Source organism: Streptomonospora alba (assembly GCF_000826685.1).
Lineage (GTDB): Bacteria > Actinomycetota > Actinomycetes > Streptosporangiales > Streptosporangiaceae > Streptomonospora > Streptomonospora alba.
Map to the genome: position 1 here is coordinate 16,817 of NZ_JROO01000004.1, position 26,299 is coordinate 43,115.

Genomic DNA, 26,299 nt, shown 5'->3' on the forward strand with positions numbered 1-26,299 from the left:
AGGTCGCTATGCAGCTCGACTCCATGTACCAGGAGATCATCCTGGACCACTACCGCAACCCGCACAACAAGGGTCTGCGGGAGCCGCACAACGGCGAGGCCCACCACATCAACCCCACGTGCGGCGACGAAGTCACCGTGCGCGTGCGGCTGACGCCGGCTGTCGAGGGCGGCGCCCTCGACGACAAGGCGACGATCGCCGATGTCTCCTACGACAGCATGGGCTGCTCGATCAGCCAGGCCAGCGCCTCGGTGCTGACCGACCTGCTGATCGGCAGCACGCTGGAGGAGGGCATGCGCATGCTCGACGAGTTCACCGAGCTCATGCACTCCAAGGGGCAGGGCGAACCCGACGAGGACGTGCTGCAGGACGCGGTGGCCTTCGCGGGCGTGTCGAAATACCCTGCCCGTATCAAGTGCGCCCTGCTCGCCTGGATGGCGTGGAAGGACGCGACCGCCCAGTCCCTGGAAACGGAGAAGGAGGGCGCCTCATGACCGAACAGGACACCGCGCCGGAGCCCGCCGCCGACGGCGGCGGCGAGGCGCTGGCCGAGGAGATCAGCGAGGCGCTGAAGGACGTCATCGACCCCGAACTGGGAGTCAACGTCGTCGACCTCGGGCTGCTCTACGGGGTCAACGTCGACGGGAACGTCATCACCCTGGACATGACCCTCACCAGCGCCGCCTGCCCGCTGACCGACGTCATCGAGGACCAGGCGAACTCCGCGCTCGACGAGTTCGAGCGCGAGGTCAAGATCAACTGGGTCTGGATGCCGCCGTGGGGCCCGGACAAGATCACCGACGACGGCCGCGACCAGCTGCGCATGCTCGGATTCAACGTCTGAGGACCGTGCGCCGCGGGTGCGATCCCAGGCCGTTTCCACGGGCCTCGCCGAACCGTCGGCGGGGCCCGTTCGCATGCGCCGGGTCCGTCCGCCGGCGGTCCGTCGCGTCTTCGACGTCCTGACGCCAGGCTGTGGCATCGCGGGGAGCCGGCGGACTCGTCGGCGGGATCCGCATCAGGTCGGACCCGGCCCCGGCGTTCGCTGCGCGGACAGCCCTCACCGGTCTCCAGCACGCGCTGGTCCAGGGGCCGGGACCCTTTGCGGTCCGCGCGTGCCGAGGGCCCCGATGGACCTGCGCTGCCCGGTTCGCAGGCGTAGGTCCACGCGCACCGCGGTATCAGTGCGCCGGGATGAGGGCGGGGCGCAGTTCGTGGGCGATGTCGGTGTCGCCGCGTTCGGTCAGGAAGTCCAGCAGGGCCTGCGGCTCGGCGGCGCGTGCGTCGGAGCCGTCCTCGCTGATGCGGTGCGCGATGATCTTCAGGGCGTCCTCGGTGGAGGCCGGCGCGGTGTAGCCGATCAGGTGCAGCGCCCGGCTCGCCGGGCTGTGCCCGCTCAGATCGGCGGCGGGCAGGCGCCGTGCGTCCAGCCGGTCGCCGTTGACGGTGATGAACACGCGGTCGCCCGGCTGCGCCGACAGCCGGCGCAGCAGCGGGCGCAGCGAGTCGAAGGCCGGCTGGTCGCGCCAGACCAGCACGAGCAGGTCGGCGCCGGGCGCGGTCAGGCACAGCAGGCGGCCCGGCTGCAGGCCCAGGTGCGTCGCATAGCCCGGTGGCACGGTGACCGGCGCGCCGTTGAGGTGGTCGCCGGTGACGTCCACGCGGTGCCACCAGCGGCCGTCGGGTGCGCGGAAGCAGCGCGTCGAGTCGCCCACGCGCGGCGGCTGCGGCGAGGCCGACGAGGGCTGCTCCTCGGGCTGGTCCTGCAGCGGCGCCTCGGCGCCGGGCCGCCGCCGGATGGGCAGGCCGTTGGCGGTGGTGGTCCCCTCGGCCTCGGGGACCGGGTCGGGCGGAGCGCCGTAGGAGGCGCCGGCCGGGGCGTTCTCCACCGGGATGGAGGGGTCCACCATGACGTGGCCCTCGCGGATGGTCACTCCGGGCGTGCTCAGCAGCCACGCGCGCACGGCCTGCTGCCGGATCCCGATCCGGCCCAGCCGGATGGCGGCGTCGGAGGTGCTGGGCGCGTCACCGAGCATCTCGCGGGTCTGCCAGCGCATCCGGTGCGGGTCGTCGGCCACCAGCCAGCCGTTGTGCAGCCGGCGGTCGGTGAAGAGGGTGATGACCACCCGCCACAGCGGTGTGCCCAGGGAGGGGACGTCTACCGGGTGGTCGGGATGGGCGGTGATGAGGTGGTCGACGGTGGCGGCCGCACCCAGGTGCTCGGAGAGTTCGCGCAGATGCGTGGTCAGCGGTGCCCCGCCGGGCGAGCCCAGCCACTGCAGCAGCCGCTCCTCCACGGTGCGCTGCGCGTTGCGGATCTCCCGCACGTCCACGCCGATCTCGTCGGCCAGCAGCCGGATGCTGACCGGCTCGGAGGCGAAGAGCCGCTGTGCCGCGACGGTGCGCTCCGCGTCGGACCAGTTGCGCAGGAACTCCTCCAGCAGGTCCACCAAAGGGTGCCGGCCCAACTCGGGGGACTGGGCCGGCTGCTCGTCGGCCTGCTGCTTGGGCGGACCGAAGGCCGGGCGGCGCAGGGCCCCGTCAGGTCCCAGCAGCGAGCTGCGCACGGTGCTGGGGGCGCCGGCGTCGGCGGAGGCGGCGGAGGACTCCTGCTCCGGTGCGGCGCTTCCGGCGCGGGGCCCCTCTTCGCGGTTGGCGCGCAGCGCGCGCAGGGTGCGGATCGCCCGGGTGGCGGGGCTCTGGGCCGGCTGCGCCTCCTCGGGCTCGGCGGAGCCCTGGTCTCCGGGGTCCGCGCCGGTGGCGGCGCCGAGGTAGGCCATGGCGTTGTGCACATGGTCGGGTGCCGAGTGGGGCAGCCAGTTGGCCAGAGTGCGGACGGCCTCGACCATCAGCGCGGGGGAGGGGGTGGGCACGCGCGCCTGCTCGCCGCCCAAGGGCTGGACCGCGCGCAAGGTCGCGGTGCTGATGAGATCCAGCGGCCCGCAGCTTTCGGGAAGGCCCCACGAGGAGATGGCGGCGGGGGTGGCCGAGACGAGGCGCTCCCAGTTCCCGGCGGTGGCCAGCAGCGCGCCGCGGACCGGTTCGGCGATCTCGTCGAGGTCCACCTGCGCGGCGCGCAGGGAGGGCAGGAACTCACCGAGCTCCAGGTGGCTCCACTGCTCCGCGGCCAAGCGCGCCAGGGAGTGCGACAGCCAGGTGGCTCCGGCGAGGTCGAGTACGCGGGGAAGCGGCAGTGAACTCCACCAGCCCTCGACCAACCGGGCGTGCCACAGGACCGGTCCCACCATCGCGGGGTCGCTCCACCGCAGGGCGGGAACGAGGTCGGTGAGGCAGATCGGGGAGACGGCGTTCATCTGCTTTAGACCTCGACCTCCGCGCGTTCGGCCCGCGGCGGGTGCCGCCCCGCGGGCAATGTGTTCCTGCACCACAGTACGTCCACTCGACCGGCGCCGTGTGCCCGGTCGCCGGGCCGGCGCGCGTCGGGAGCGGTCGGTGCTCCGCGGTTGGAAACGGCGCACCCTCGGCTGATCGTACGTGCGAGCGCCGCGGTTGGATAGTGCCGGGGCAGGTCCGATGCGGGCGCCGGGTCGGGTGCAGGATCCGCGGCACCTCCCGGCCGATGCGCCGGGTCCGCGAACGTCGTTTTCGCCTCGAAAGCAGTCAAATGTGACGCGGGTTACACGGTCAGGGGTGAACCCGTCCGGGCATGCGCCGGCGGGTGCCGCCCCGTCCGTGCGGTCGGCGGCGGTGCGCCGGCTCCGGCGGCCCGCGGGCCGCCGGAGCCGGCCGGGCTCACTTGGCCAGGTTCGCGACGGTGTCCGGGTAGATCGGCACACTCGCCGGATTGCCCGGGTTCAGCGCCAGGCCCACGCCCTCGGGCATCGCCTCGGCGAGGTCGCGTGCGGGAAGCACGGTGTAGGGCAGTTCGGCGCTGCGCAGTCCGAGCTGCTCCTCGGAGGTGAAGGCCGGGATGAACGGCGATCCCTCGAGTTCGAGTGTGGGCAGCGCGACCGAGCCGTCGTCCTGAGTGCCCGAACCCTCCGGCAGCGGCACCCACACCTGCGCCTCGCGCAGCGCGGAGAGGAAGGCGCTGACGGGTTCCGGATCGGGAGATTCGGCGCCGGATTGCTCCAGCGCCCCCTGCAGCGCGTTCTCGACGTCGTTGACGGGGAAGGACGCGGCCTGCTCGCCCGATTCGCTGTTCTCCGGGGTGGCCTCGCTGTTGCTCATGCGGATGCAACGGCTCCTTGCGTTAGTCGCGGATAGAAGTCTCCGACCGCCTCCGACCGCCGCCCGCCTGAGAAAAGCACCGAGGATAATCCGCATATCGGAGCTGGTGCAGGCGTGTCGGCGGTAGCCGGAGGTATGCTTGTCGGGCAGGCCCTACCCTAGCCTCTCCCCGTTGACACATCCTCGTCCGTGACGTGTGAGGGGCGCATCCCGTTGTCGAGCTCCCCGCGCGTCGCCGTGGGCCATGGCGCCGGTGCCCGTGGCCGAGCTGCATGATTGGTTGACGTGACTGACCTGGAGACGAATCCCCCCGTGGGCGATCAGGCGCAGCGGCCGGCAGCGATCCGCACCTACGTGGCCATCGGTGACAGCCTCACCGAGGGCCTCGACGATCTCGCGCCCGACGGCGAGTACCGCGGTTTCGCCGACCGCCTCGCCGAGCACCTGAGCACCTCTGTGCCCGGCTTCCGCTACGCCAACCTGGCCGTGCGCGGACGCCGCATGAAGCATATCTTCGGTGATCAGCTCGAACAGACACTGGACCACAAGCCCGACCTGGTCACCGTGCACGCCGGCGGAAACGACGTGCTGCGGCCCAACACCGACCTCGACGACCTCGCGGCACAGTTCGAGACCGGCATCCGGCGGCTGCGCGACGCCGGGATCCGCGTGGTGATCCTCTCCGGCCACGACACCGGGTGGATCCCCGTCCTGAAGGTCTACCGCGGCCGGATCGCGGTGTTCAGCATGCACCTGCGCGCGGTCGCAGAGCGCACGGCCAGCGACATCGTGGACCTGTGGTCGATGGGCGCGCTCAACGACCCGCGCGCCTGGAGCGTGGACCGGCTGCACTTCAACGCCGAGGGCCACCGCATCGTCGCCGCACGGATCGCCGAGCTGCTCGACGACCCCATGGGGCCGCGCGAGATCTGGTCGCGCCCGTGGGACACCCCGCCCGAGCGGTTGCCGCGCATCCTGCGCCGCCGCGAGAACTGGCGCTGGGCCCGCCAGCACCTGGTGCCCTGGATCAGCCGCCGCGCCATGGGCCGCTCCTCCGGCGACGGCCGCCGCCCCAAGCTCCCCGAGCCCGTGGAACTGGCCCCCGACCGCCCCGACACGCAGGAGGGTTCGGCCCCCTCGGAGGACTCCGGAGGCGACCGCACCGAGAACCGCGGCCCCGGCGCCGCCGGCGGCCGGACCACCCCGCCCGCCGGGCGCGGCCGCGAGCCCTACAGCGAACGCGGCTGAGGCGCGGGACCGGGGCGGACGTCGCGCGCCCGGTCGAGGGCCAAGCGCAGGCGGGACCGCAGCGAACGCCGGGCGGCGGCCTCAGGCAGCGGGGCGCCACCGCTTCGGCCGGGCGCGCATCCGCGTCGGCATGGACGCGTTGCCTGCCGGCAGCGCCGTTCCCGCTCTCAGGCGGTGTCTGCGGCCAGGCTCTGGATCAGATCGCCCACGTGCACGATCCCGGTGCACTGGCCGAACTCGTTGACGGCGATGAGGTCGTCGTAGACCCGCTCGCGCTCGCTGCCCGCGGCGCGCAGGGCCGCCATCGCACGGCAGGTGCGGGGCACCGTGCGCGGGGTGTCGGCCAGGCGCTTGGCCGGGCGCTTGGCGTGCAGGGCATGGCCGTAGGGTCCGGTGACGGCGAGCAGGAACCGGGCCCTGTCGATGAGGGCCACCGGGCGGTCGCGGTGGTCGATCAGCACGACGCTGTTGAGCGCGGTGTCGGCGCTGAAGGCGTCCAGCACCTCCTCGGCCGTCGCATCGGGGCTCATGCCCACGGGCGGGCGCAGGAACTCGGTGACCGGCGGCCCCGAGTCGTGGCGCTCCTGGGCCGCCTCCAGTGGCGCCGCAGGGATGGACGCGACGCGCTCGCCGGGCAGCCACCCCTCGTCGGCGAACAGCGGGCCCTGGGCCAGCCGCACGCCCGCCTCGCGCAGCCGGCCCACCTGCGCTTCGGAGGTCACCCCGGCGGCCATGGGGAAGACGCCGTTGCCGTGCCCGATGCGCGCCAGGCCGTCGACGAGTGCGGCCATGCGCTGGTCGCCGGGAAGTCCGGCCACGATGCCCGGGTCGATGCGCAGCAGGAACGGGTTCGTCTCCAGCAGCAGGTCCGGCGGCACCGCGGCGGTGCCCAGCGCGCAGCGGAATCCCAGGTCTCGCAACCGGGCGATCCCGCGCACCAGCGGCTCGCGCGCCACCCGCGGCAGGTCGGCCCCCAAGAGCACGGTGACGTCGCGCGGCCGCCGCCCGCAGCGGCGCAGGGTGTCCTCGAACGTTTCGAGTGCGTCGGGCGCCGCGGCGACCGCCTGAGCGGGCATGGGAAGGATGAGCGGGAGCAGGGACTCGCGGGCCGTGGCGCTGCGGACGAGCCGGGAAAGCCGCCCGGCCGCCGCCGCCGGATCGCCGGGCCACGACGCCGGCCCGTCGGCCGCGCGGATGTCGGCGTCCACGGCCAGCACCGCGCCGGAATCGAGGTCGACGACGGGGCGGTACACCGGCGCCTCGCCGGAGGAGCCGTCGACGGCGTCGTTCCGGTGGCCGGAGCCGGTTTCGCTCACCGGGGACTGGAGGGACACAGGCCGATCATCGCGAAGCGGCGTGAGGCCTGTCAGCGGTAAGCGGGGTGAATTCAGGGGGACTTCCACCGGGGGAGGGGAAGCGTTCACACACGCCCGCCCGCGCCCGCGAACGCGCAAGGGGCGGACGGGCCCGGGCCCGTCCGCCCCGAGAACGTGATGCGCGATCCGCATCGGCGCCGGAACCACAGCGGGATGTAGCCGTGCGCGCCCAGCCGCCGCAGCCGTGCAGATCGCCTCGGCCGGCGACGCGGCGCCGCGACCGGTGCCGCCAAGCGGGCGTCCTAGACGCGGCGGAACGCGACGGCCACGTTGTGGCCGCCGAACCCGAAGGACTCGTTGACCGCGGCGACGGCGTCGGCGGGCATGTCGCGCGGCTTGTCGCGGACGATGTCGACCCGCACCTCGGGGTCGAGTTCCTCGATGTTGATCGTCGGGGGGATCCGGCCCTCATACAGGGCCAGGACCGTCGCTATGGACTCCACCGCCCCGGCGCCGCCGAGCAGGTGCCCGGTCATCGACTTGGTGGAGGTGACCGCCACGCGGTCGGCGGCGGAGTCGCCCAGCGCCTTGCGGAGGGCGACGGTCTCACCGACGTCGCCGGCCGGGGTGGAGGTGGCGTGCGCGTTGACGTGGGCGATGTCGGAGGGAGCCAGACCGGAGTCCTCCAGCAGCGACAGGATGGCCTGGGACTGGCCGTTGCCGTCAGGGTCGGGCAGCACGATGTCGTGGGCGTCGTTGGAGTAGCCCGTTCCGGCGGCCACCGCGTAGACACGCGCGCCGCGCGCGGCGGCGTGCTCGGCCGACTCCAGGACCACCGTGCCCGCGCCCTCGCTCATCACGAAGCCGTCGCGCTGAGTGTCCCACGGCCGCGACGCGCCCTGCGGGTCGTCGTTGCGGGTGGAAAGCGCGCGCATCGAAGCGAAGGACGCCAGGTTGAGCGGGTGGATCGCGGCCTCGACCCCGCCGGCGATCACCACGTCGGCGCGGCCGTTGCGGATCATTTCGACGGCGTTGGCCAGAGCCTCGGCGCTGGAGGCGCACGCGCTCACCGGGGAGTGCGCGCCGGCGCGGGCCGAGTACTCCAGCGACACCGCGGCGGCGGGGCCGTTGGGCATCAGCATCGGCACCGTGAACGGCGAGACGCGCTTCCAGCCGCGCTCGCGGAAGGTGTCGTACTGCTCCAGGATCGTGAGGATGCCGCCGATGCCGCTGGAGACCACGGCGCCCAGGCGCAGTGGATCGACCTCGGGGCCGCCGGCGTCCTCCCAGGCCTCCTTCGCCGAGATGAGCGCCAGCTGCTGGGTGCGGTCCAGGCGGCGCAACCGCTGCCGGGGCAGGACCTCGGAGGGCTCCTGGGCGATCTGCCCGGCGAAGTGCACCGGAAGATCGGCGACCCAGTCCTCGTGGATCGTGTCGATGCCGGACCGGCCTTCGAGAAGTGCGGACCAGGTGCTGGCGACGTCACCTCCCAGTGGGGTTGTGGCGCCGAGTCCCGTCACGACGACTTCGGTGGTGTTCATCGCTCCCAATCGCCCTTCTCGCTCGTCGGGTGGTCGATCTCCCGGCCTAGGCGGACGGGGGTGGCAGGGGACGGCGCAGGGCCGCAGGGGCCCGGCCCGCCGGCCGGCTTGCGCGGGGCCGGCGGGCGCGGCGCGCTACTTCTGGATGTAGTTGACGACGTCCTGGACCGTCTTGAGGTCCTTGAGCTGGTCGTCGGGGATCTCCACGCCGAACTTGTCCTGGGCGGCCACGGCGATCTCCACCATCGACAGCGAGTCGATGTCCAGATCGTCGACGAAGCTCTTCTCCAGGTCGACCTCGTTGGCGGGGACGCCGGCGATCTCGTCGACGATCTCGCGCAGGCCGGCCAGGATCGTGTCCGTGTCCGTCTCGGTGTTTGCCATGTCGGGGTTCTCCTTATGATGACTGCGTGTCGGTCGAATGCTGCCGCGGCTCTCGTCCCGGGACCGGGCCGAGACCCGCGGAGGTCTAGGGAATCTCCAGCACCTGGGCCGAGTAGGTCAGGCCGGCGCCGAATCCCATGGTGAGCACGAGGCTCCCCGAAGGCAGCTCGCCGCGCTCGGACATGCGCGCAAGCGCAAGCGGAACCGAGGCCGACGAGGTGTTGCCCGCGGTGACGATATCGCGGGCGACGATCGCCTGCGGCGCCCCCAGTTTGCGGGCGATCGCCTCGACGATGCGCAGGTTGGCCTGGTGGGGCACGAAGGCCGTCAACTGTCCGGCCTCCACGCCCGCGCGGCGCAGTGCCTCGGCGGCCACGCCGTTGAGCTCGGTGGTGGCCCACCGGAAGACCGACTGGCCCTCCTGGTAGAGGTACTTGTTCTCGCGCAGGTAGATCTTGTCGGCGCGGTCGCCGGAACTGCCCCACACCACGGGGCCGATGCCGGGGGTCTCCGAGGGGGTGACCACTGCCGCACCGGCGCCGTCGGCGAAGATCACGCAGGTGGACCGGTCCTCCCAGTCGAGCCAGTCCGACAGCTTCTCCGAACCGATGACCAGAACGTTGTGCGCCGAGCCCGAGCGTACGGAATCGGCGGCCAGGCCCAGGCCGTAGCAGAACCCGGCGCATGCGGCGTTGACGTCGAAGGCGCCCGGCGCCTCGATGCCCAGGCGGTCCGCGACGCGCGCGGCGGCGTTGGGGATCTGGTCGACCAGCGTGCACGTGGCGACGATGACCAGATCGATGTCGGCAGGCGCCAACCCGCTGGCGGCCAGCGCCTTGCCGCCGGCGGCCGCGGCCATCGACACCACGGAGTCCTCCGGCCCGGCGATGCGCCGCTCTTCGATACCGACGCGGCTTCGGATCCATTCGTCGGTGGTGTCGACCCGCCGGGTCAGGTCCTGGTTGGTGACCACGTTGGCGGGCTGGTATTCGCCGAGCGCCGCAACGCGGGCTCCGGCCGCCGCGGGGAGGAGGTTCATCAGGGGCGGCCTTCCTGTTGTAGGGCGGTGCTCTCAGCGTGCTCGCGCACGAGCTCGCGGGCGCGCTCGAGGTCGTCGGGGGTCTTGACCGCCAGCCGCTCGACGCCGGGCAGCCCGCGCTTGGCCAGGCCGGTGAGCGTCCCCGCCGGGGGAAGCTCGATGAGCGCGGTCGCGCCCAGCTCGGCCAGGGTCTCGGTGCAGGAGTCCCAGCGTACGGGGGTGCTGATCTGCTGGACCAGGCGCTGGAGGTACTCGCCGCCGTCGGCGACCACGGCGCCGTCGCTGTTGGACAGCAGCCGGGTGCGCGGGTCGGCGGGCTCGATCGTCTCGGCCAGGCGCGCCACGCGCTCCACCGCCGGAGCCATGTGGCGGGTGTGGAAGGCGCCCGCCACCGACAGCGAGCGCAACCTGGCGCGCGCCGGCGGATCGGCCGCGAACGCTTCGAGCTGCTCGGTGGTCCCGGCGGCCACGATCTGGCCCGCTCCGTTGTCGTTGGCGGGAGTGAGCCCGTGGGACTCCAGGGCCGCCAGCACCTCGTCGCGGTCGCCGCCGAGTACGGCGGTCATACCGGTGGCCGTCTGCGCCGCGGCCTCGGCCATGCCCCTGCCGCGCTCGGCCACCAGGGCCAGCGCGTCCTCGGGGCGAAGGACGCCCGCCAGTGCCGCGGCGGTCAGCTCGCCGACGCTGTGGCCGGCCACCGCGTCCATCGGCTCGGGGGCGGACTCGACATCGCCGAAGAGCGCGACGGCGGCGGCCAGCCCTGCGCTGACCAGCAGCGGCTGGGCGACCGCGGTGTCGCGGATCTCGTCGGCGTCGGCGTCGGTGCCGTAGTGACGCAGATCCAGGCCCGCGACCTGCGACCACCGCTCGAAGCGTTCGGTCATTCCGGGTAGTTCGAGCCAGGGGGCGAGGAATCCGGGGACCTGGGCGCCCTGGCCGGGAGCAACGATGACAAGCACGTCACCCAGCCTGCCCTGTGGAACCCCTCCGAACGGATGCGGACTGAGACGAAATATCCGGGCCGCCGTTTGTGGTCATTCTACAATGGGGGCACTCAGGGACAGCCGAAAGTGCGGCACCGGTCACATTGCAGGGCCGGATCGCCCGCACGCAAGGGGACCGGGCCCCTTGTGTGCGCCGCGCCGTCCGCGGCGCCCCCACGACGATGCCAGGCTGGAAGCGTGAGCACGGATTCCACCGAACCGACCGACAGCGCGGGGCACCGGGCCGCGGACGACGACGCCGTCCGCGCCGCCACGGTCCAGCGGCTGGAGCGCGCCATGGGCGAGCTGGGCACCGCCGCTGTCGCGCGCATGGAGAACCGCCTGTCCTGGTTCCGGCGGATGTCGGCCGAGGACCGCTCGTGGGTGGGGCTGGTCGCCCAGTCGGGCGTGGCCGCCTTCGTCGAGTGGTTCAAGAGCCCCGAGCGCGGGCGGCCGGCCATCGCCGTCGAGGTGTTCGGCACCGCACCGCGCGAGCTGACCCGCTCGGTCAGCCTCCAGCAGACGGTCGACATGGTCCGCGTCGTCATCGACGTGGTGGAGAGCCAGGTCGACGACCTCGCGGCGCCCGGGGGAGAGCAGCAGCTGCGCGAGGCGGTGCTGCAGTACACGCGTGAGGTCGCCTTCAGCTCCGCCAAGGTCTACGCTCGCGCGGCCGAGGCCCGCGGTGCCTGGGACGCCCGCCTGGAGGCGCTGGTGGTCGACGCGCTGCTGCACGGTGACCGCGAGGAGGGGCTGCAGACGTGGGGGTCGGCCCTGGGGTGGTCGCGCACTCCGGTGATGGCGCTGGCGGGCAGCCTGGGCGAGCAGGACTCCGAGAGCACGCTGGAGGACCTGCGCTCGGCGGCGCGCCGGGCCGGCCACGACGTGCTGGCCGGTGTGCAGGGCGAGCGCGTCATCGCCGTCATCGGCATCAGCGAGAAGCTCAGCGGCGACGCGGCCGTGCTCACCGCCTCCGAGCCGCTGGCGGGCCTCTTCGGCCCGGGTCCGGTCGTGGTCGGGCCCGCGGTCAGCGATCTGCGGGTCGCCAACCGGTCGGTGCGCGCAGCGGTCAGCGGGCTGCGCGCCGCCGTCGCCTGGCCCGACGCGCCTCGTCCGGTGCGCGCCGAGGACCTGCTCCCCGAGCGTTCACTGGAGGGCGACACCGCCGCGCGCCGACAGTTGGTCGAGGAGGTCTACCTGCCGCTGCGCAACGCCGGCTCGCCCCTTCTGGACACGCTGTCGGTGTATCTGGAGCACGCCTCGTCGCTGGAGTCCACGGCGCGGATGCTGTTCGTCCACGCCAACACGGTGCGCTACCGGCTGAGCCGGATCGCCGAGCTGACCGGACACGCGCCGGGCGACGGGCGCGGCTCGTTCGTGCTGCGGATCGCCATCACCTTGGGCCGGCTCTCCGAGCGCCGGGAGTGAGTTCGCCGCCCGGTGCGCCGTGCAGCGGGCGAGTCGGCCGATTCCAGGGCGAGACAGGATCGTTTCCGCCATCGGTGATTTCGTCACCCCTATTCCGGGCAGGAAACAATGAAAGCCGACAGACACGGACGCCCTCCCCCGGCCGACGCCGTCACCGCCTTCTCTGCCACCGGTCCGACGTGAGTCCGCGGATGTCGATCCGCGGCCGTCCCCCCGCGTTGTGATCGGCGAAAAGTCCGCGCAAGCGGGGACTTTGGACGCCGAAAAGCGGATAGTATAGGCGGTGGGTGGTTGGCGACGATCCCGCTCGGGATCGAGGCGGCCTCGCCCCGATTCGGGGCGGACGCGGAGAACCGGAACCCGCCCTTGGGACGGGTCCGGTGGACGAGGGTTTCATGGCGCGCAGCGTCGCTGTCTGGCGGCGACGGCGGGTTCACCGAGGGCCCCGCTCGCACAGACGCCGCAGCACGAGTTTGGGGGGTGCCACAGCAGTGATCATCGGTCGCGTCAGGAAACAGTTGGGCAGAATGTCGGCGGCACTGAGACGTCCGACAGAGTCCGGTCAGCACCTGCGCCAGGTCCTGTTCTTCATTCCGGCGCCCTTGCCCGTCCTCGGTGTCGTCGCGCTCATGGTCGGCGGGCGCCTCTCCTCACCCGGCTGGACCATCCTGCTCGCCGGTTCCGTGGCTGTGGCCTCGCTGCTGCTGGCCCTGATGGTCCAGCCGACGCCGCTGCCCGAAGGCCTTTCGGCCGAGGCCTCGGTGCGCCGGTCCCTGCACCGGTTCCGGCAGATCTCCACCCTGCGCATCGCCTTGGCGCTGACCCCCGTCGCCGTAGGCGCCGGAGCCGCCATCGCAGGAGGCGGCCTGCTGCCCCTGCTGGTCGCGCTCTGCCTGGCCTGGCCGCAGCTGGTGCTTGCGGCGCCGACCTTCTTCACCATCACCCGCGCGCGGCGGGCGATGGAGGCCTGGGGCACCCGCGCCTACCTGTGGGCGGCGCTGGCCCAGCCCGCACCCGTGGAATGGCCCTTCGTCACGGCGCTGGCCGCCCGCTACCGCACATGGCAGCAGGAGCGCGAGCACCGCAACGAGTCGTCGGCCTCCGGCGCGTCCAGCGCCGCGGAGGCGCCCGACCGCGGTTCCGAGGCCGAAACCGGCTACGCCCTCGACGACAGCGGCCTGCCCGACCGTGTGGCAGTGTCGAGCGAGGAGGCGCGGGCCGAGCCGAGCCGGATCATCCCCGGATTCCCCGGCGGCTCCGGCAACACCGCTACGACTCCGCGGCCCGTGCCGCGCCAGCCGCGGTCGAACCGGCGCAAGGGCCCCGCATCGCGCTCGGGCGGCAACCGCCCCAAAGCCAAGAACTGACCTGTCGGCGCCTGTGCGCAGGCGCCGGCGGAACTCGACGCAGGCGCGCCGCGCGTCGGCGGTCCCGCTCGGCAGCGGGTCGCCGGCGCGCGGCGCTTTCGTCGGTTGCCCGGCGCCTGGACGCTCCTGCGGGCCTGCACCCCTTCGCCTGCGAAGCGCTCAGCCGCGCGAGTCGGCGGTGAAGGCCTGCACCAGTTGGCGCTCGGCGACGTCGAAGTACTCCTCCAGCTCCTGGGCCGCCGGTTCGAAGGCGCCGGCGGCCAGCAGGTCGTAGATCGCGCGGTTGCGGTCGAGGTAGGGGGCGTAGAAATCGCGCGGAGCCGCCATCACGTGGAAGGCCAGGCGTAGTTCGGCCAGCAGTTGGCGCATGGTCTCGTCTGCGCGCGGGCTGCCCAGCAGCCCCGCGACCGCGCGGTGGTAAGCCATGTTGGCGGTGCCGATGCCCTCCCAGTCGCCGCGGGCACGCGCGGCCTCGCCCTGTTCGACCGCCGCGCCGACGGCGCCGAGCGCCTCGGCGGACGCCCGCGCCCCCGAGCGCACCGCCGGCAGCTCCAGCGCGCGGCGCATCCTGAACAGGTCGACGACGTCCTCGGCACCGGGTTTGGCCACGAACACGCCCCGGTTGAACTCGTGGACGAGCAGCCGCTCGTGGCCCAGCAGCCGGAAGGCCTCACGCAGGGTGTTGCGCGAGACCCGGAACTTGCGCCCCAGCCGCTCCTCCGACAGCCGCGCTCCCGGCGCCATCGCGCCGTTGATTATGTGGCTGCGCAGAAGATCGGCGACCCGCTCCGCCGTGCTGGAGCGCTCCAGTTCGTCCCCGGCTTCGGGAAGGCCGTCGATCCAGTCGCCGGTGGCGGTCACGCGAGTTTCCCTCTCCTTCTGCACGGGGTCCTGCCCCCATTGTCCCCGATGCGCCCGAGCTCCCGTCCTCCGCCCGATTCCGCGACCTGGTGTGAGGGCGCTTCGAGGGAGCGCGGAGTCCGCTCCGTCCCCGTAGCGGAAATCGCCGTATTGGAGTATTGTTCAACAATCCTGTGATGGGTGTCTCACCCTGTGGTGGGCGCCTCACCTCCGGCCCCCGTCCCCTGGAGGCTCCGCATGAGCGAAACCCCCGAGGCCGTCCGCGCTCCGGGCCGCACCCGGCGCGTGCTGCTGAGCAGCAGCCTGCTCGGCGCCATGTTCCTGATGGCCACCAGCGCCATCGGGCCCGGGTTCATCACCCAGACCACCGAGTTCACCGCCCAGCTGGGTGCGGCGTTCGCCTTCGCGATCCTGGTGTCGGTCCTGATCGACATCGCCGTCCAACTGAACATCTGGCGTGTCATCGGCGTGGCCGAGACCCGCGCCCAGGACCTGGCCAACAAGGTCCTGCCGGGCGCCGGCTACCTGCTCGCCGCGCTCATCGTCTTCGGCGGCATCGTGTTCAACGTCGGCAACATCGCCGGAACCGCGCTGGGGCTGGACGCCCTGGCCGGCGTCGACATGAAGCTCGGCGGCGCGCTGTCGGCGGCCGTCGCCGTGGCGCTGTTCCTGCTGCGCGGCGCGGGTGTGGCCCTGGACCGCATCCTGGTGGTGCTGGGCGTGCTGATGATCGGACTGACGCTCTACGTCGCCTTCGTGTCCCGGCCGCCCGTCGGCGAGGCGCTGCGCCAGGCGGTACTGCCCGGCGAACTCGGCGGCGACCTCTTCCTGGCCACCGTCACCATCATCGGCGGCACCGTCGGCGGCTACATCACCTACGCCGGGGCCCACCGCCTCGTCGACAACGGACAGGGCGGAATCCGCAACGTCGCCGCCGTCACCCGGACCTCCGTCATCGGCATCATCGTCACCGGGATCATGCGGGTACTGCTGTTCTTGGCGGTGCTGGGCGTCGTCACCGGCGGGGCCGTGATCCTCGACTCGCCCAACGCGCCGGCCGCCGCCTTCGCCGCGGCGGCCGGCGAGACCGGCCGGCGCCTGTTCGGCCTGATCATGTGGGCCGCGGCCATCAGCTCCGTCATCGGAGCCTCCTACACCTCCGTCTCGTTCGTCTCGACGTTCTCCGCCGGGCTCACGCGCAACCGCAACTGGCTCGTGGCCGGGTTCATCGCGCTGTGCACCGTGCTGTACCTGGCGCTGGGTCAGGCCCCCGAGACCCTGCTCATCCTGGCCGGAGCCCTCAACGGGCTGATCCTCCCGGTGGGGCTGGGCATCATGCTGTGGGTGGCCGCGCGGCGCCGGCACGACCTGCTGCACGGCTACAGGTACCCGGCCTGGCTGCTGGTCATCGGCGTGCTGGCGTGGCTGGTCACGATCTACATCGCGGCCAATTCACTGGGCGGCATCGCCGAGCTGTGGGGTTAGCGCGCACCCGCTGCCCGCCGGCGCCCCCGCGGGCCGCTCCGGCGGGCAGCGGGACTGCGGCCGGGTATCAGTGCGGTAGGCGGCGGCCTGCTGTACGGCGACGGAAAGGAGCGGAAGCGGCAGTGTGCATCGATCTCAACGCGGACCTGGGGGAGAGCTTCGGCAACTGGCGACTCGGCGACGACACGGCGCTGCTGACCATCGTCACCAGCGCCAACGTGGCCTGCGGGTTCCACGCCGGAGACCCCACGGTGCTGCGCCGGGCCTGTGCCGGAGCCGCCGAGCAGGGCGTGGCCATCGGCGCCCAGGTGGGTTATCGCGACCTGGCCGGATTCGGCCGCCGGTTCATCGACATGGCACCGGCGGAGCTGACCAACGACGTGCTGTACCAGATCGGCGCCCTGGAGGCGATGGCGCACGCGGCGGGCGAGCGTGTGCGCTACGTCAAGCCGCACGGCGCGCTCTACAACGCCATCGTGCGCCACGAGGAGCAGGCGGCGGCGGTCGCCGAGGCGGTGGCGCTCTACGACCCGGACCTGCCCGTACTGGGCCTGCCCGGGTCGGTGTGGCTGGATCGGGCCGAGCAGGCCGGGCTGCGCACCGTACGCGAGGCCTTCGCCGACCGCGCCTACACGCCCGAGGGGACCCTGGTTCCCCGGCGGGAGCCGGGCGCGGTGCTGCACGACGCCGAGGAGATCGCCCGGCGCTGCCTGGCCATGGTGCGGGGCGAACCCGTGGCGGCGATCGACGGCACGCCTGTGCGCATCGACGCCGAGTCGCTGTGCGTGCACGGCGACAGCCCCGGCGCCGTGGAGATCGCCCGCACGGTCGCCGAGCGCCTGCGCGGCGCCGGCGTCGACCCCGCTCCGTTCACCGCGGTCGGGCGATGAGACGGCACGCGAGCGGACCGGGGCGCACCGTCGCAGCGACGGCCCCCGGACCGGAGGGAGGCGCGGCGTGCGTGTGCTGAGGTGCGCCGATTCCGGCGTCCTGGTGGAGGTCGCCGACCTCGGCGAGGCGCTGGCGTTGCAGGCCGCCCTGGCGGAGGACCCGCCCGAAGGCGTGAGCGACATCGTCCCCGCGGCCCGCACCGTGCTGCTGCGCATGGACTCCGGCGGCGACGTCGACGCGGTGGCCGCCGCCGTGGGGCGGCTGCGGCCGCGGCGCGGCAGACGCGCCGCAGCTGGCGAGCTGGAGGTGCCCGTCCAGTACGACGGGCGGGACCTCGCCGACATCGCCGAGCTGACCGGGCTCAGCGAGCGCGAGGTGGTCCGTGCCCACACCGGAGCCGAGTGGACTGTCGCGTTCTGCGGATTCGCGCCCGGATTCGGCTATCTGGTCTGCGACGACACCCGGCTGCACGTACCCCGCCGCAGTGAGGCGCGTGCCCGCGTGCCGGCCGGTGCGGTGGCACTGGCGGGCGAGTTCAGCGGGATCTACCCGCGCGCCTCGCCGGGCGGCTGGCAGCTGCTCGGCAGCACCGAGCTGGTGACCTGGGACCTGGAGCGCGACCCGCCCGCGCTGCTGCGCCCCGGTGTGCGGGTGCGTTTCCGAGAGGAGCCGCCCCGACCCGACCGCCGAGGCACAGCAGGAACCGGCGCCACGCGGCGCGACGCACGCCAAGCGCAGAGCGAAGGGGGCACCCGCGCCGATGCCGGCAGTTGAAGTGGTGCGCACCGGAGCGCTGACCACCGTGCAGGACAGCGGCCGCCGCGGGCACGCAGCGCTGGGCGTGGGCGGCTCCGGCGCCGCCGACGCCGCCTCTTACGACCTGGCCAACCGGTTGCTGGCCAACCCCGAGGGCGCCGCCGCGCTGGAGGTGACCATGGGCGGGCTGGTGCTGCGGGCGCGCGGCGGGGTCACGGCGGCCGTCACCGGAGCTCCCTGCCCCGTCACCGTCGACGGGCGCGGCGCGGCCCCCGACACCGTCCTGCACCTGCCCGACGGCGCCGAGCTGCGCCTCGGTGCCCCGCCCAGCGGCCTGCGCAGCTACGTCGCTGTGCGCGGCGGGCTGGAGGTGCCGCCGGTACTGGGCTCGCGCAGCACCGACACGCTGGCCGGGCTGGGGCCGCCGCGGCCCGAGCCGGGCACGGTGCTGCCGGTCGGTCCGCCGCCGGACGGGCTGCCGGCGGCCGATTGGGTGCCCTCCCGCCCGTTTCCCGCGGGAGAACTGAGCCTGCGCATCGTTCCCGGCCCGCGCGACGACTGGTTCCGCGAGGACGCCCTCGGCCTGCTGCGCTCCTCGACCTACGAGGTCACCGATCGCAGCGACCGCATCGGAGCGCGCCTATGGGGCCCGCCGCTGGTCCGGCGGGCCGGCGGCGAACTGCCCAGTGAGGGGATGGTCCCCGGCTCGCTCCAGGTTCCGCCCGAAGGGCGGCCTGTGCTGTTCTTGGCCGACCACCCCGTGACGGGCGGGTACCCGGTGATCGCCGTTGTGGTCGCAGCCGACGTCTGCCGAGCGGCCCAGGCCCGCCCGGGTACCGGATTGACGTTTCGCCTGTGAGTGCCGCGGACGGAGCAGGAGTGCGGGCGGGCCGATGCGGCCGAGTCCGGGGAGGGCGGGGGCGGGCGTCGCCGGGCGCCGGGCTCGGGACCCGCTCGGCGCGGCCGACGGGCGCGGCGGACCGCACCGGTCGGACCGCGCCGAAGGGCAGGGCCGCCCGCGAGTCGGGTGGCGCGCCGTCCGGGCCGGAGCGCCGGGCCTCGGCGCGCCGGATCCGGCTCAGAGAGACGTCGCGCCGCGGTCGCGCCGCGCGGCCGTTCGCGAGCGAGTGAATCCGGAGGTTCCGCCGTGTCCGATACCGCAGCCCAGCGAGGCACCGCCCCCGCCATCCCCGACACCCCGGCGGGGCTCGCGCCCGCACAGGCACGCGAGCTGTTCCGCTCCGGGGTGCGCGCGCCGACCGCCGGCTACAGCGCCGGCTACACCCAGGCCAACCTGATCGCCCTTCCCCGCGATCTGGCTTTCGACTTCCTGCTGTTCGCCCAGCGCAACCCCAAGCCGTGCCCGGTACTGGAGGTCACCGAGCCCGGGGAGACCTCGGCCCCGATATTCGCGGGCGACCTGCGTACGGACCTGCCCGCATATCGGATCTACGAGCACGGCCGACTGGTCGCCGAGGAGACCGACGCCACCGGCCACTGGCGCGCCGACCTCGTCGCGTTCCTGATCGGCTGCAGCTTCACCTTCGAAACGCCGATGCTGGAAGCCGGTATCCCCGTGCGCCACATCGAGACCGGCGGCAACGTCGCGATGTACACGACCGACCGGCAGTGCCGCCCGGCCGGCCGGCTGTCGGGTCCGCTCGTGGTATCGATGCGGCCGGTCCCGGCCGAGCGCGTGGCCGACGCGGTGCGCATTACGTCGCGCTATCCGTCCGTCCACGGAGCACCGGTGCACGTGGGCGATCCCGCGGCGCTGGGCATCGCCGATCCGGACACCCCCGATTTCGGCGACCCGGTCGAGGTGCGCCCCGGTGAAGTGCCGGTGTTCTGGGCCTGCGGGGTCACGCCGCAGGCGGCCGTCATGGCATCGGCGCCGGAGTTCGCCATCGCCCACGCCCCCGGGCACATGGCCGTCACCGACGCCCGCGACGCCGACCACCAGGTGCCCTGAGCCGCGTCGGGTGCCGCCGGGGCGGGTTGAGGTCGGCGCGGTCGGCCGGGCGGGCCCGACCGGCTGCCTCAGGGCGCCAGCGTGTAGCGCCCGAGTTCGCGCACGCTCGGCCGCGGGACCTCGTTGGGTGTCAGCCGCTGCACCGTGCGCTTGGCCAGCGGCGAGTGCGACCACACCACTTCGGCGCTGCGTCCGTCCAGCACCAGTGTCGCCAGGGCGTTGTCGTACCAGGGGCCGCCCTGCATGCGCCAGCGCAGCGGGGACCGGGGCACCCTCGCGGCGCGGGCCAGGAGGGAGCCGATCAGGCCGGTGATCCCGCGGGCGCTGAGCCAGGTCAGCCGGCGCAGGAGCGGCGGCATCCGGTTGCACGTGGGCGAGCACACCAGCTGGGCGATGCTCGCGGGCGCGCCCCTGCCGCCGTCGGCGGCGTGCGCCCGCGCGAGATAGGAGAAGTGGACGTCGCCGCCGAGGAGCAGCACGCTGGCGGGCGGCGCGCCGCGCTCACCTCCCGCGACCCGCAGCAGGGAGTCGCCCACCGAGCGGAACGAGGACTGGAACGCCGCCCAGTGCTCCAGGTCGATCGCCTGGCGGAGATTCTCGCCGGGGCCGCGCAGCGCCTGCCCCCACGCGCCGGCGCACACGGCTTCGTTCCAGGCCTCCAGGTAGTGCACGCCCGGGGGCAGCATGAAGGGCAGAGTGCTGGCCACGACGAGGTGGTCGACCTCGCCGGTGAGCTGCTCGTCCAGCCACGCCGCCTCCTTGGGGTCGAGGATGCGGCGCCGGGCGTCGTCGTCGACGACGCGGCCGCAGCGGGTGTCGATCATCAGAAGGCGGTTGCGGCCGATGTCGAAGCGGAAGCTCCACTTGTAGCTCTCGGCCTCCTGATGAGCGCGCCAGGCGAAGGCGTCGAGTACCTCGGCAGCGTCGCCGGCGCCGGGGGCGGCGTCGGCGTGCGGGACTGCCCCGGTCGGCGGCTGCGGCGGTGGCACCGCGGGGCTCTCGCCGGGCGGCGGGGTCACCTGGACGGCTCCGCCCCCGTCGTCGCCGGCCTCGTACTCGGCGTCCTGGGCGGCCGCCACCGGGGTTTCGGGGGCCGCCTCCGATGCGGGGGAGGGGGCGGCGGCCGCGCCGCCGCTCACCCGGGCGACCTCGGCGAAGACCGGGTCGGCCGCTCGGTGGTCGGGCGAGAGGTTGCCCAGGTGCTGGTAGATCCAGTAAGCGCCCAGGCCGGCGGTGATGCGCGGCCGCCACCACGGATTGCGGGCCATCTTTTCGCGCCAGGCGCCCGAGGTGTTCCAGTCGTCGCGGATGTCGTGGTCGTCGAACAGCATCAAGGTGGGCACCGTCGACAGCAGCCACCGGATGTCGGGATCCGACCAGGCCTGGCGGTACAGCTCGGCGTATTCGTCGAAGGAGACGACCTCGTCCGGAGGCGGATCGTGGCGTGCCGAACGGCTTGCGGCGGTCGCCCGGCGCTCCGCGAGGAACTCCCGCATGCTCGGCTGCAGCTTGTCGGCGTAGACCTGGTCGCCGATGAGCAGCAGCAGCGACGGCTCGACCTCGTGCTCAGGGGCGCGTCCGGCCGGTGCGCCGCCGTCGCCGGGGGAGCCCTCGCTTCGCTCCCCGGCCAGCCGCAGCGCGTAGGCGCGCAGCATGTCCACGCCGTAGCGCAGGACCGCGGCGCGCGAGTGGTCGGAGGGAGTGTGGCAGGAGCCGAAGAGGATCCGGGTGGAGGAGGACGGATCGAGGGTGCATACCAGGCTCGGCGGGTGCGGAGCGTCGGGCCGCGGCCACACGGTCTCGGCGTCCAGGCGCACCTCGTAGGGCAGGGCGGCGCCCGGGGCCAGGCCGCGCAGGTCGCACAGCGCGTAGTGGTGCCCGTGGACGGTGAACGTGCGAGAGCGCGCGGTATGCCCGCCGGCGGAGACGGTGACCTCGCACGGCGCCTCGGTCTCGACCCAGACGGTGGCGGTCGTATCCGTCACGTGCCGCAGCAGCGGACCGAGGCGCAGGCCGATGCCCACTCTTCCTCCCTTTCCTGTGGCGTCGTTCGCCGGTTCGAAACGAGCGCTGGCGCGCCCGACCTTCTCGAGTATGGCGGCCCCGGCCGCAGGCGGCCACCGCCGATCCGCGGCCTGTGGAGGTTGCAGCGGGCTGCGGAGTGGGTACGCGTTGCGGCATGCGGACAAAACTTCTCGACCTGCGCACGGGCGGGACCGAGAGCATCACCGACATCACCGACATGTGCCGGGATTTCGTCTCCGAGGGTGGCGGCGACGGCTTGTTGAACGTGTTCGTGCCCCACGCCACGGCAGGCGTGACGATCATGGAGTTGGGAGCTGGATCCGACGACGACCTGCTCGCGCTGTTGGGCGACCTGCTGCCGAAGGACGACCGCTGGCGGCACCGGCACGGCTCCCAGGGCCACGGGCGCGACCACGTGATACCTGCCCTCGTACCGCCCCAAGCCACGGTACCCGTGGTCGGCGGTCGCCTTGAGCTGGGAACATGGCAGTCCATCGCGCTGGTCGACACCAACGTCGACAATCCGAGCAGGCATGTCCGCCTCTCGTTCTTGACGGGCGCGGGATAGCGACCAGGATGGGAAGTGCAGTGCAGTACAACCTCAGGGCGCAGGCGCGTTGACGGATCAGGTCCCCAGCGTGTGAACTTAGCCCTCAACAGCGGGGTCGCCCCGGTGATACGGGACCGCGCACGGTCGACCCGCCGGCACAGGAGCGGGACCGGCCCGAACAGCAGAACTTGTGGAGGAGGACTTTCGTGAGCGCGACCGCGGGCCAGGCACAAAGCGAACGTGGCCTGGCCGATCGACTCGGATTCAAACCGGGTCAGGTGGTGCAGGAATTCTTGTTCGACGATGACGTGGACGAGGAGCTGCGAGCCTCGATCGCCGAGCGCACCGGCGAGGAGTTGGTCGACGAGGATTACGACGGCGTCGTCGATTCCGCGCTGCTGTGGTGGCGGGGCGACGAGGAGGACGACCTCACCGATGTCCTCGTCGACGTCCTCGGCGCCGTCGAGGGAGGGGGCATCATTCTCGTGCTGACCCCCAAGCCCGGCCGGGAGGGCCACGTCTCGCCGAGCGAGGTTTCCGAGGCGGCCTCCACGGCCGGACTCTCGCAGACCAGCGCCGTGAGCGCGGGCCCGAACTGGTCGGGAACGCGACTCGTCGCGCCGAAGGTGCAGCGCTGAGCAGGTCCCGTCCCCGGCCGCGACGGCATCGGCGGAGCGGATTGCCTTAGGGTGACCCGCGAGTGTGCCGTCCGCCGGCAGCGGCGGGCGGCACACCACCCGTGCCCGCACGCTCGCATGAGGGGACCCGATGCCGATCGAACCCGGCAGGCCTGCACCGGACTTCGAGCTGTCCGATCAACACGGCCAGACCGTGCGCCTCGCCGACTTCGTCGGCCGAAGGAACGTGGTCCTGGTCTTCTACCCGCTGGCGTTCTCCGGCGTGTGCCAGGGCGAGCTGCTCGCGCTGCGCGAGGCCTCGGCCGACCTCGTCAACGACCGTGTCCAGCTTCTGACGGTCTCGGTCGACTCCATGTTCGCCCACCGCGTCTGGGCCGAGCGGGAGAGTCTGGAGTTCCCCCTGCTCTCGGACTTCTGGCCGCACGGCGGGACCGCTCAGGCCTACGGGGTATTCGACGAAACGCGGGGCGTGGCGCGGCGTGCGACCTTCGTCATCGACACCGGGGGCGTCGTCCGCTGGAGGGTCGTCAACCCGATCTCCGAATCCCGCGACGTCGACGACTACCGCAAGGCCCTCGCCGAACTGGCCTGAGTCTCTGCATCGCGAGCGCCCCCACCACCCCGCGAACCCGGTACGATTTCCCTGTCACCGGATCGGCACGACCACATCCGGGCGTGTAGCTCAGTTGGTAGAGCCCCCGCCTTACAAGCGGGTGGTCGGAGGTTCGAGTCCTCTCGCGCCCACCCTCCACAAGCATAGAGAACGCCCCCTGGCCTGCGTAGACAGGCCAGGGGGCGTTGTCATGCGTCGGTGGTAGTCGGTGTGCGACCGGGGGCCTCGGTGGAGGACCGCGGCCAATACACGGCCACGTTTCACCCGTGGCCGTGGCGCCCGTAGGCCTCCGCGATCTGCTTCTTGGCTCGCTCCTCCTCGCCGACCAGGCACTTGACGTAGATCTTCTTCAGCACCGCGACACTGTGGCCAGCCCACCGGGCTACCAGCGTCTCCGAGACCCCGGCGTTCAGCCACATGGAGACGCATGTGTGGCGGAGCGCGTAGGGCGTCCCCGGCCATGGTGGCGAAAAGGCTGGGCGCCATCGGCGCGAGCAGCTGCAGCAGTGGGTGTCGCCTTGATCGGTCGGGCGGGTAGATCAGAACGCTCTCGGGACGGGGTCCTCAGCGAGGGCCCAGCGCCGGTGTCGAAGTCGACTCCGTCCTGCGGGTCAGCAAACCCTACGAGGAACGGCGCGCGTACGCAGCTGTTCCGATGACCGTTGGCTGTCACGCAGCCGCGCTAGTTGTTCTGTCCCGGGAGGTTGGTAACGCGGCCGGTGGATGGTTCGGGCCGGCGTCCGCCGGTTGCGGTGGGCGGATGGCCGGGCGCCTGACGGGGCGGCGAGGGCTGCGGGTGGTTCGGGCCGGTGCTGGGAGCGGTACTGGTGCCGGGCCGTGCACGCCTGATGCCGCCCCCGGGGCGCGCCGGGGGTGAACCCGCCGCGCTTCTTCCGCGATACGGGCTCCGGCGGGGTGATTCGCCCGGTTCGCCCCGCTCTATCGCCCGCATCAGCGTTGATCTTGTACCTACGGGCACATGTGATCGCTCACAGTGACCGTAGGTACAAGATCAACGGGGGCAGGCGAGCACACGGACCGAGCTGGACGCGGTGGACGGTGGAGGCGGGCGTGTGCAGGTGACCGGCGATGCGGGTGGCGTCCGGCGGAGGCGGTTCGGCGTTGGCGTGGGCGGTGTGAGGCGCTGAGGCTTCCGGTCGGGTGCGGATTCCGCAGTCCTCACCGCTACCGGAGAGCCTCTTTGCGTGTGTCAGCGGGTGGCGCTGTCACTGACCTCCATGGTCAGTACAGCTAGTGTGGCCTGATGAGCAACGATGCCCCTGTGTGGGCGTATGAGCGGGCGGTGGTTCGTCCATACGACCCTCGATGGGCTGTTCGGGCACGGATGGAGTGCCAGCAGCTGACTGATCTGCTTGCACCATGGCTGATCGATGGAGTTGAGCACGTAGGGTCGACGGCTGTTCCCGGGCTTGCTGCGAAGCCGATCGTGGACCTGATGGCCTCTGTGACCGACCTGGACACTGTCGTTGATCAAGCCTCGGAGCGACTTGTTTCGGATGGCTGGTGCTATGTGTCTCCGGAACTGGATCGCCGACCGTGGCGGCGTTTCTTCGTCAAGCCAGACTCGTCGGGACAGCGGCGAGAGGCGCACTTGCACCTGATCCAGGCCGGACACCAGCGGTGGACCGAGCAGCTCAGATTTCGCGACGCGCTTCGCCGCGACGGCCGCCTCGCTCAGAGATACGAGGACCTGAAACGTCGGCTGGCGGAGCAGAGCGGGCACGACCGCGAGGCCTATACGGAAGGCAAAGCGGAGTTCGTGGCGAGCGTCCTGGGCAAACACGATCATTTCGGCTCCTCTCATTGAGGAAGGGCGCCCGTCACTTTCGGCGCGGGGCCGCTGTTCCGGTGGCAGGGCGACTGTTTCCGCGCCTGCTGTTCTTCAGCTCCCTGAGCGGTTACTACCTCTCGCCCCCGGCGATACCCGTGCCCGCACCGCCGCCTGGACGCGCTCATCATCTGCGTTTGATGGGATTTTGATCGCGGTAGTCCAGCATCGCCGGTATGGATAGGCCGGAACTCAAGAATCGCGATCCCGCGAACACCGAGCCTCTGGTAAGTGATCACCAGAGCAGGCTGCGCGGGCGGCCTGCGGACACCTCGACCCTTGTCGGACTTTTCTGCGATGCCGACGGTCAGGTGGATGCGCTGCACTGGGCCCAGTTGCTGAGCGGGGGCCGCGCTCGCGCTGAACGGACCATCCACGGCCTGTGCCTGGAACACGGGGCGGAGGAGCCACTCGCCGAGCGGGTCTCCCGTGCTGTGGTCGAGAGCCTGCTCGGTCGGGAGGTCCAGGTCTCGGGCGCTGAGGCGATCGCGGTGACGCTGGCCGACGCCGGTGTGCACAGCGTCTTCGCGTACGCGGGCACGTCCGAGTTGGCGGTCTGCGACGTGATCGCCCGCACCGCCGTGGTCCGCTTGGTCCACGGTAGTGGCGCCAAGGAGTCGGCCTTCTTCGCAGCAGGCGAATCGCGACCTGCGGACCCAGCCCGAATCCATGCATGGGACGCAGGGCGAAGACACCAAGATCAAGTGCTTCGAGCGGCTTTTGGAAACATCGGGTCTGGCGAAGACCTGAAATCGAAGAGAAACGGGCGACGATGACTGAATTCAAAGCTCTCGGGAACTTTGAGGTGGTGAACGGCGGGCGTACCAGTACGCCGACGGCCCGAAGCCGCGTCGGATACTCGTCCTGCTGCTGTTGCACGCGAACCAGGCCGGACACACGCCGGCTCATCGACGCGCTCGATTTCGCGGGTCGGCACAGCGAGGCGCTGCAAGCGAACCAGGACGTATGTTTCATTTTGAACGACGAACTCGGCCTGGATTCCGGCCCGGAGTTGCACCGTGCGCGGCATCGATTGCTAAAAACCGATCCGCCCCGGACGGGAGATCTGCGTGTCACCGCCGCACAATAGGCTGCTCCATCCATGATGGGCCTTCATCGGTTTCACAATCATGGAACCGTTTCAATGGTATTCCAAGCGGCC

General features: G+C 72.3%; 25 protein-coding genes, 1 tRNA gene and 1 pseudogene. 17 read left to right on the plus strand and 10 right to left on the minus strand.

The window, feature by feature from the left end; translation table 11 throughout:
• The first annotated feature begins 8 nt into the window (after positions 1-8).
• Positions 9-494 (plus strand): Fe-S cluster assembly sulfur transfer protein SufU, encoded by a 486-nt coding sequence (gene sufU, locus LP52_RS01540; protein WP_040270104.1) that lies wholly within the window; start codon positions 9-11, stop codon positions 492-494.
• Positions 491-844: a metal-sulfur cluster assembly factor gene (locus LP52_RS01545; RefSeq protein ID WP_040270106.1), complete on the plus strand. Its 354-nt coding sequence runs from the start codon at positions 491-493 to the stop codon at positions 842-844. Before sufU ends, LP52_RS01545 begins: the two co-directional genes overlap by 4 nt.
• A 337-nt stretch (positions 845-1,181) precedes the next feature.
• Here LP52_RS01545 and LP52_RS01550 read toward each other — a convergent pair whose 3' ends face one another.
• The gene (locus tag LP52_RS01550; RefSeq protein ID WP_040270108.1) at positions 1,182-3,314 is read right to left on the minus strand and encodes a hypothetical protein; all 2,133 of its coding nucleotides are present in this window, start codon (positions 3,312-3,314) and stop codon (positions 1,182-1,184) included.
• A 439-nt stretch (positions 3,315-3,753) separates the two neighbouring features.
• The gene (locus LP52_RS01555) at positions 3,754-4,191 is read right to left on the minus strand and encodes an SseB family protein (RefSeq protein WP_040270110.1); all 438 of its coding nucleotides are present in this window, start codon (positions 4,189-4,191) and stop codon (positions 3,754-3,756) included.
• A 354-nt stretch (positions 4,192-4,545) separates the two neighbouring features.
• Here LP52_RS01555 and LP52_RS01560 point away from each other — a divergent pair, with 354 nt between their 5' ends.
• Complete coding sequence (locus LP52_RS01560) at positions 4,546-5,439, plus strand: SGNH/GDSL hydrolase family protein (RefSeq protein WP_052809323.1); 894 nt, start codon at positions 4,546-4,548, stop codon at positions 5,437-5,439.
• Positions 5,440-5,606: 167 nt separating this feature from the next.
• On the opposite strand, the gene LP52_RS01565 is transcribed toward LP52_RS01560, so the two are convergent.
• From LP52_RS01565 to LP52_RS01585, 5 genes are all read right to left on the minus strand, one after another.
• Positions 5,607-6,773, minus strand: a complete 1,167-nt coding sequence (locus LP52_RS01565; RefSeq protein WP_040270112.1) for an EAL domain-containing protein — start codon at positions 6,771-6,773, stop codon at positions 5,607-5,609.
• Between the two features lie 284 nt (positions 6,774-7,057).
• Entirely contained in the window at positions 7,058-8,296 is a 1,239-nt protein-coding gene (gene fabF, locus LP52_RS01570; RefSeq protein ID WP_040270114.1) for a beta-ketoacyl-ACP synthase II, read from the minus strand.
• A gap of 135 nt (positions 8,297-8,431) precedes the next feature.
• Entirely contained in the window at positions 8,432-8,680 is a 249-nt protein-coding gene (locus tag LP52_RS01575; RefSeq protein WP_040270116.1) for an acyl carrier protein, read from the minus strand.
• Positions 8,681-8,765: 85 nt separating this feature from the next.
• Positions 8,766-9,719 carry a beta-ketoacyl-ACP synthase III gene (locus LP52_RS01580; RefSeq protein WP_040270118.1) on the minus strand — a complete coding sequence of 318 codons (954 nt, stop codon included), beginning with the start codon at positions 9,717-9,719 and terminating at the stop codon, positions 8,766-8,768.
• Positions 9,719-10,678: an ACP S-malonyltransferase gene (locus tag LP52_RS01585; protein ID WP_193789929.1), complete on the minus strand. Its 960-nt coding sequence runs from the start codon at positions 10,676-10,678 to the stop codon at positions 9,719-9,721. Before LP52_RS01585 ends, LP52_RS01580 begins: the two co-directional genes overlap by 1 nt.
• Before the next feature lie 222 nt (positions 10,679-10,900).
• Between LP52_RS01585 and LP52_RS01590 the strand changes: the two genes are divergently transcribed.
• Both LP52_RS01590 and LP52_RS25535 read left to right on the plus strand, forming a co-directional pair.
• Positions 10,901-12,130, plus strand: coding sequence for a PucR family transcriptional regulator (locus LP52_RS01590; RefSeq protein WP_040270123.1), 1,230 nt, complete (start codon positions 10,901-10,903; stop codon positions 12,128-12,130).
• A 527-nt stretch (positions 12,131-12,657) separates the two neighbouring features.
• The gene (locus tag LP52_RS25535) at positions 12,658-13,497 is read left to right on the plus strand and encodes a hypothetical protein (protein ID WP_157036153.1); all 840 of its coding nucleotides are present in this window, start codon (positions 12,658-12,660) and stop codon (positions 13,495-13,497) included.
• A 159-nt stretch (positions 13,498-13,656) separates the two neighbouring features.
• Here LP52_RS25535 and LP52_RS01600 read toward each other — a convergent pair whose 3' ends face one another.
• Complete coding sequence (locus tag LP52_RS01600; RefSeq protein ID WP_040270125.1) at positions 13,657-14,358, minus strand: GntR family transcriptional regulator; 702 nt, start codon at positions 14,356-14,358, stop codon at positions 13,657-13,659.
• A gap of 237 nt (positions 14,359-14,595) precedes the next feature.
• Between LP52_RS01600 and LP52_RS01605 the strand changes: the two genes are divergently transcribed.
• The 5 genes and pseudogenes from LP52_RS01605 (at position 14,596) to LP52_RS01625 (ending at position 19,462) form a co-directional block, all read left to right on the plus strand.
• Positions 14,596-15,843 (plus strand): NRAMP family divalent metal transporter, encoded by a 1,248-nt coding sequence (locus LP52_RS01605; RefSeq protein WP_040270127.1) that lies wholly within the window; start codon positions 14,596-14,598, stop codon positions 15,841-15,843.
• A gap of 122 nt (positions 15,844-15,965) precedes the next feature.
• Positions 15,966-16,733: a LamB/YcsF family protein gene (locus LP52_RS01610; RefSeq protein WP_040270129.1), complete on the plus strand. Its 768-nt coding sequence runs from the start codon at positions 15,966-15,968 to the stop codon at positions 16,731-16,733.
• Between the two features lie 67 nt (positions 16,734-16,800).
• Positions 16,801-17,400 (plus strand): annotated as a pseudogene (locus tag LP52_RS01615) (5-oxoprolinase subunit B family protein); the annotation flags it as partial.
• Positions 17,401-17,494: 94 nt separating this feature from the next.
• Positions 17,495-18,349 (plus strand): 5-oxoprolinase subunit C family protein, encoded by an 855-nt coding sequence (locus LP52_RS01620; protein WP_040270131.1) that lies wholly within the window; start codon positions 17,495-17,497, stop codon positions 18,347-18,349.
• A 288-nt stretch (positions 18,350-18,637) separates the two neighbouring features.
• Complete coding sequence (locus tag LP52_RS01625; RefSeq protein ID WP_052809303.1) at positions 18,638-19,462, plus strand: putative hydro-lyase; 825 nt, start codon at positions 18,638-18,640, stop codon at positions 19,460-19,462.
• Positions 19,463-19,530: 68 nt separating this feature from the next.
• On the opposite strand, the gene LP52_RS28145 is transcribed toward LP52_RS01625, so the two are convergent.
• Complete coding sequence (locus tag LP52_RS28145; RefSeq protein WP_084722788.1) at positions 19,531-21,486, minus strand: DUF7800 domain-containing protein; 1,956 nt, start codon at positions 21,484-21,486, stop codon at positions 19,531-19,533.
• Between the two features lie 155 nt (positions 21,487-21,641).
• Between LP52_RS28145 and LP52_RS01635 the strand changes: the two genes are divergently transcribed.
• The 4 genes from LP52_RS01635 (at position 21,642) to LP52_RS01650 (ending at position 23,419) form a co-directional block, all read left to right on the plus strand.
• Positions 21,642-22,055 (plus strand): secondary thiamine-phosphate synthase enzyme YjbQ, encoded by a 414-nt coding sequence (locus LP52_RS01635; RefSeq protein WP_040270136.1) that lies wholly within the window; start codon positions 21,642-21,644, stop codon positions 22,053-22,055.
• Between the two features lie 188 nt (positions 22,056-22,243).
• The gene (locus tag LP52_RS01640; RefSeq protein WP_040270137.1) at positions 22,244-22,675 is read left to right on the plus strand and encodes a DUF3052 domain-containing protein; all 432 of its coding nucleotides are present in this window, start codon (positions 22,244-22,246) and stop codon (positions 22,673-22,675) included.
• 130 nt (positions 22,676-22,805) lie between these two features.
• The gene (locus LP52_RS01645; protein ID WP_040270138.1) at positions 22,806-23,267 is read left to right on the plus strand and encodes a peroxiredoxin; all 462 of its coding nucleotides are present in this window, start codon (positions 22,806-22,808) and stop codon (positions 23,265-23,267) included.
• Between the two features lie 79 nt (positions 23,268-23,346).
• Positions 23,347-23,419, plus strand: a tRNA-Val gene (locus LP52_RS01650).
• 129 nt (positions 23,420-23,548) lie between these two features.
• On the opposite strand, the gene LP52_RS26030 is transcribed toward LP52_RS01650, so the two are convergent.
• Positions 23,549-23,707, minus strand: a complete 159-nt coding sequence (locus LP52_RS26030; RefSeq protein WP_238580684.1) for a hypothetical protein — start codon at positions 23,705-23,707, stop codon at positions 23,549-23,551.
• Between the two features lie 845 nt (positions 23,708-24,552).
• Here LP52_RS26030 and LP52_RS01655 point away from each other — a divergent pair.
• The 3 genes from LP52_RS01655 (at position 24,553) to LP52_RS28870 (ending at position 26,227) form a co-directional block, all read left to right on the plus strand.
• A complete protein-coding gene (locus tag LP52_RS01655) occupies positions 24,553-25,116 on the plus strand; it encodes a GrpB family protein (RefSeq protein WP_040270139.1) in 564 nt (187 codons plus the stop codon).
• A 197-nt stretch (positions 25,117-25,313) separates the two neighbouring features.
• On the plus strand, positions 25,314-25,913 hold the full coding sequence (locus tag LP52_RS27585; RefSeq protein WP_040270141.1) for a hypothetical protein: 600 nt from the start codon (positions 25,314-25,316) through the stop codon (positions 25,911-25,913).
• Positions 25,910-26,227 (plus strand): BTAD domain-containing putative transcriptional regulator, encoded by a 318-nt coding sequence (locus tag LP52_RS28870; RefSeq protein WP_169775327.1) that lies wholly within the window; start codon positions 25,910-25,912, stop codon positions 26,225-26,227. The genes LP52_RS27585 and LP52_RS28870 overlap by 4 nt, the downstream gene beginning before the upstream one ends.
• Positions 26,228-26,299: the final 72 nt, after the last annotated feature.

Excerpts from the sequence above, each read along its gene's own strand:
- sufU (WP_040270104.1), top strand. The coding sequence starts at position 9 with ATGCAGCTCGACTCCATGTACCAGGAGATCATCCTGGACCACTACCGC.
- LP52_RS01545 (WP_040270106.1), top strand. The coding sequence starts at position 491 with ATGACCGAACAGGACACCGCGCCGGAGCCCGCCGCCGACGGCGGCGGC.
- LP52_RS01550 (WP_040270108.1), bottom strand. The coding sequence starts at position 3,314 with ATGAACGCCGTCTCCCCGATCTGCCTCACCGACCTCGTTCCCGCCCTG.
- LP52_RS01555 (WP_040270110.1), bottom strand. The coding sequence starts at position 4,191 with ATGAGCAACAGCGAGGCCACCCCGGAGAACAGCGAATCGGGCGAGCAG.
- fabF (WP_040270114.1), bottom strand. The coding sequence starts at position 8,296 with ATGAACACCACCGAAGTCGTCGTGACGGGACTCGGCGCCACAACCCCA.
- LP52_RS01575 (WP_040270116.1), bottom strand. The coding sequence starts at position 8,680 with ATGGCAAACACCGAGACGGACACGGACACGATCCTGGCCGGCCTGCGC.
- LP52_RS01580 (WP_040270118.1), bottom strand. The coding sequence starts at position 9,719 with ATGAACCTCCTCCCCGCGGCGGCCGGAGCCCGCGTTGCGGCGCTCGGC.
- LP52_RS25535 (WP_157036153.1), top strand. The coding sequence starts at position 12,658 with ATGTCGGCGGCACTGAGACGTCCGACAGAGTCCGGTCAGCACCTGCGC.
- LP52_RS01605 (WP_040270127.1), top strand. The coding sequence starts at position 14,596 with ATGAGCGAAACCCCCGAGGCCGTCCGCGCTCCGGGCCGCACCCGGCGC.
- LP52_RS01620 (WP_040270131.1), top strand. The coding sequence starts at position 17,495 with ATGCCGGCAGTTGAAGTGGTGCGCACCGGAGCGCTGACCACCGTGCAG.
- LP52_RS01635 (WP_040270136.1), top strand. The coding sequence starts at position 21,642 with ATGCGGACAAAACTTCTCGACCTGCGCACGGGCGGGACCGAGAGCATC.
- LP52_RS01645 (WP_040270138.1), top strand. The coding sequence starts at position 22,806 with ATGCCGATCGAACCCGGCAGGCCTGCACCGGACTTCGAGCTGTCCGAT.
- LP52_RS26030 (WP_238580684.1), bottom strand. The coding sequence starts at position 23,707 with ATGTGGCTGAACGCCGGGGTCTCGGAGACGCTGGTAGCCCGGTGGGCT.
- LP52_RS01655 (WP_040270139.1), top strand. The coding sequence starts at position 24,553 with ATGAGCAACGATGCCCCTGTGTGGGCGTATGAGCGGGCGGTGGTTCGT.
- LP52_RS27585 (WP_040270141.1), top strand. The coding sequence starts at position 25,314 with ATGGATAGGCCGGAACTCAAGAATCGCGATCCCGCGAACACCGAGCCT.
- LP52_RS28870 (WP_169775327.1), top strand. The coding sequence starts at position 25,910 with ATGACTGAATTCAAAGCTCTCGGGAACTTTGAGGTGGTGAACGGCGGG.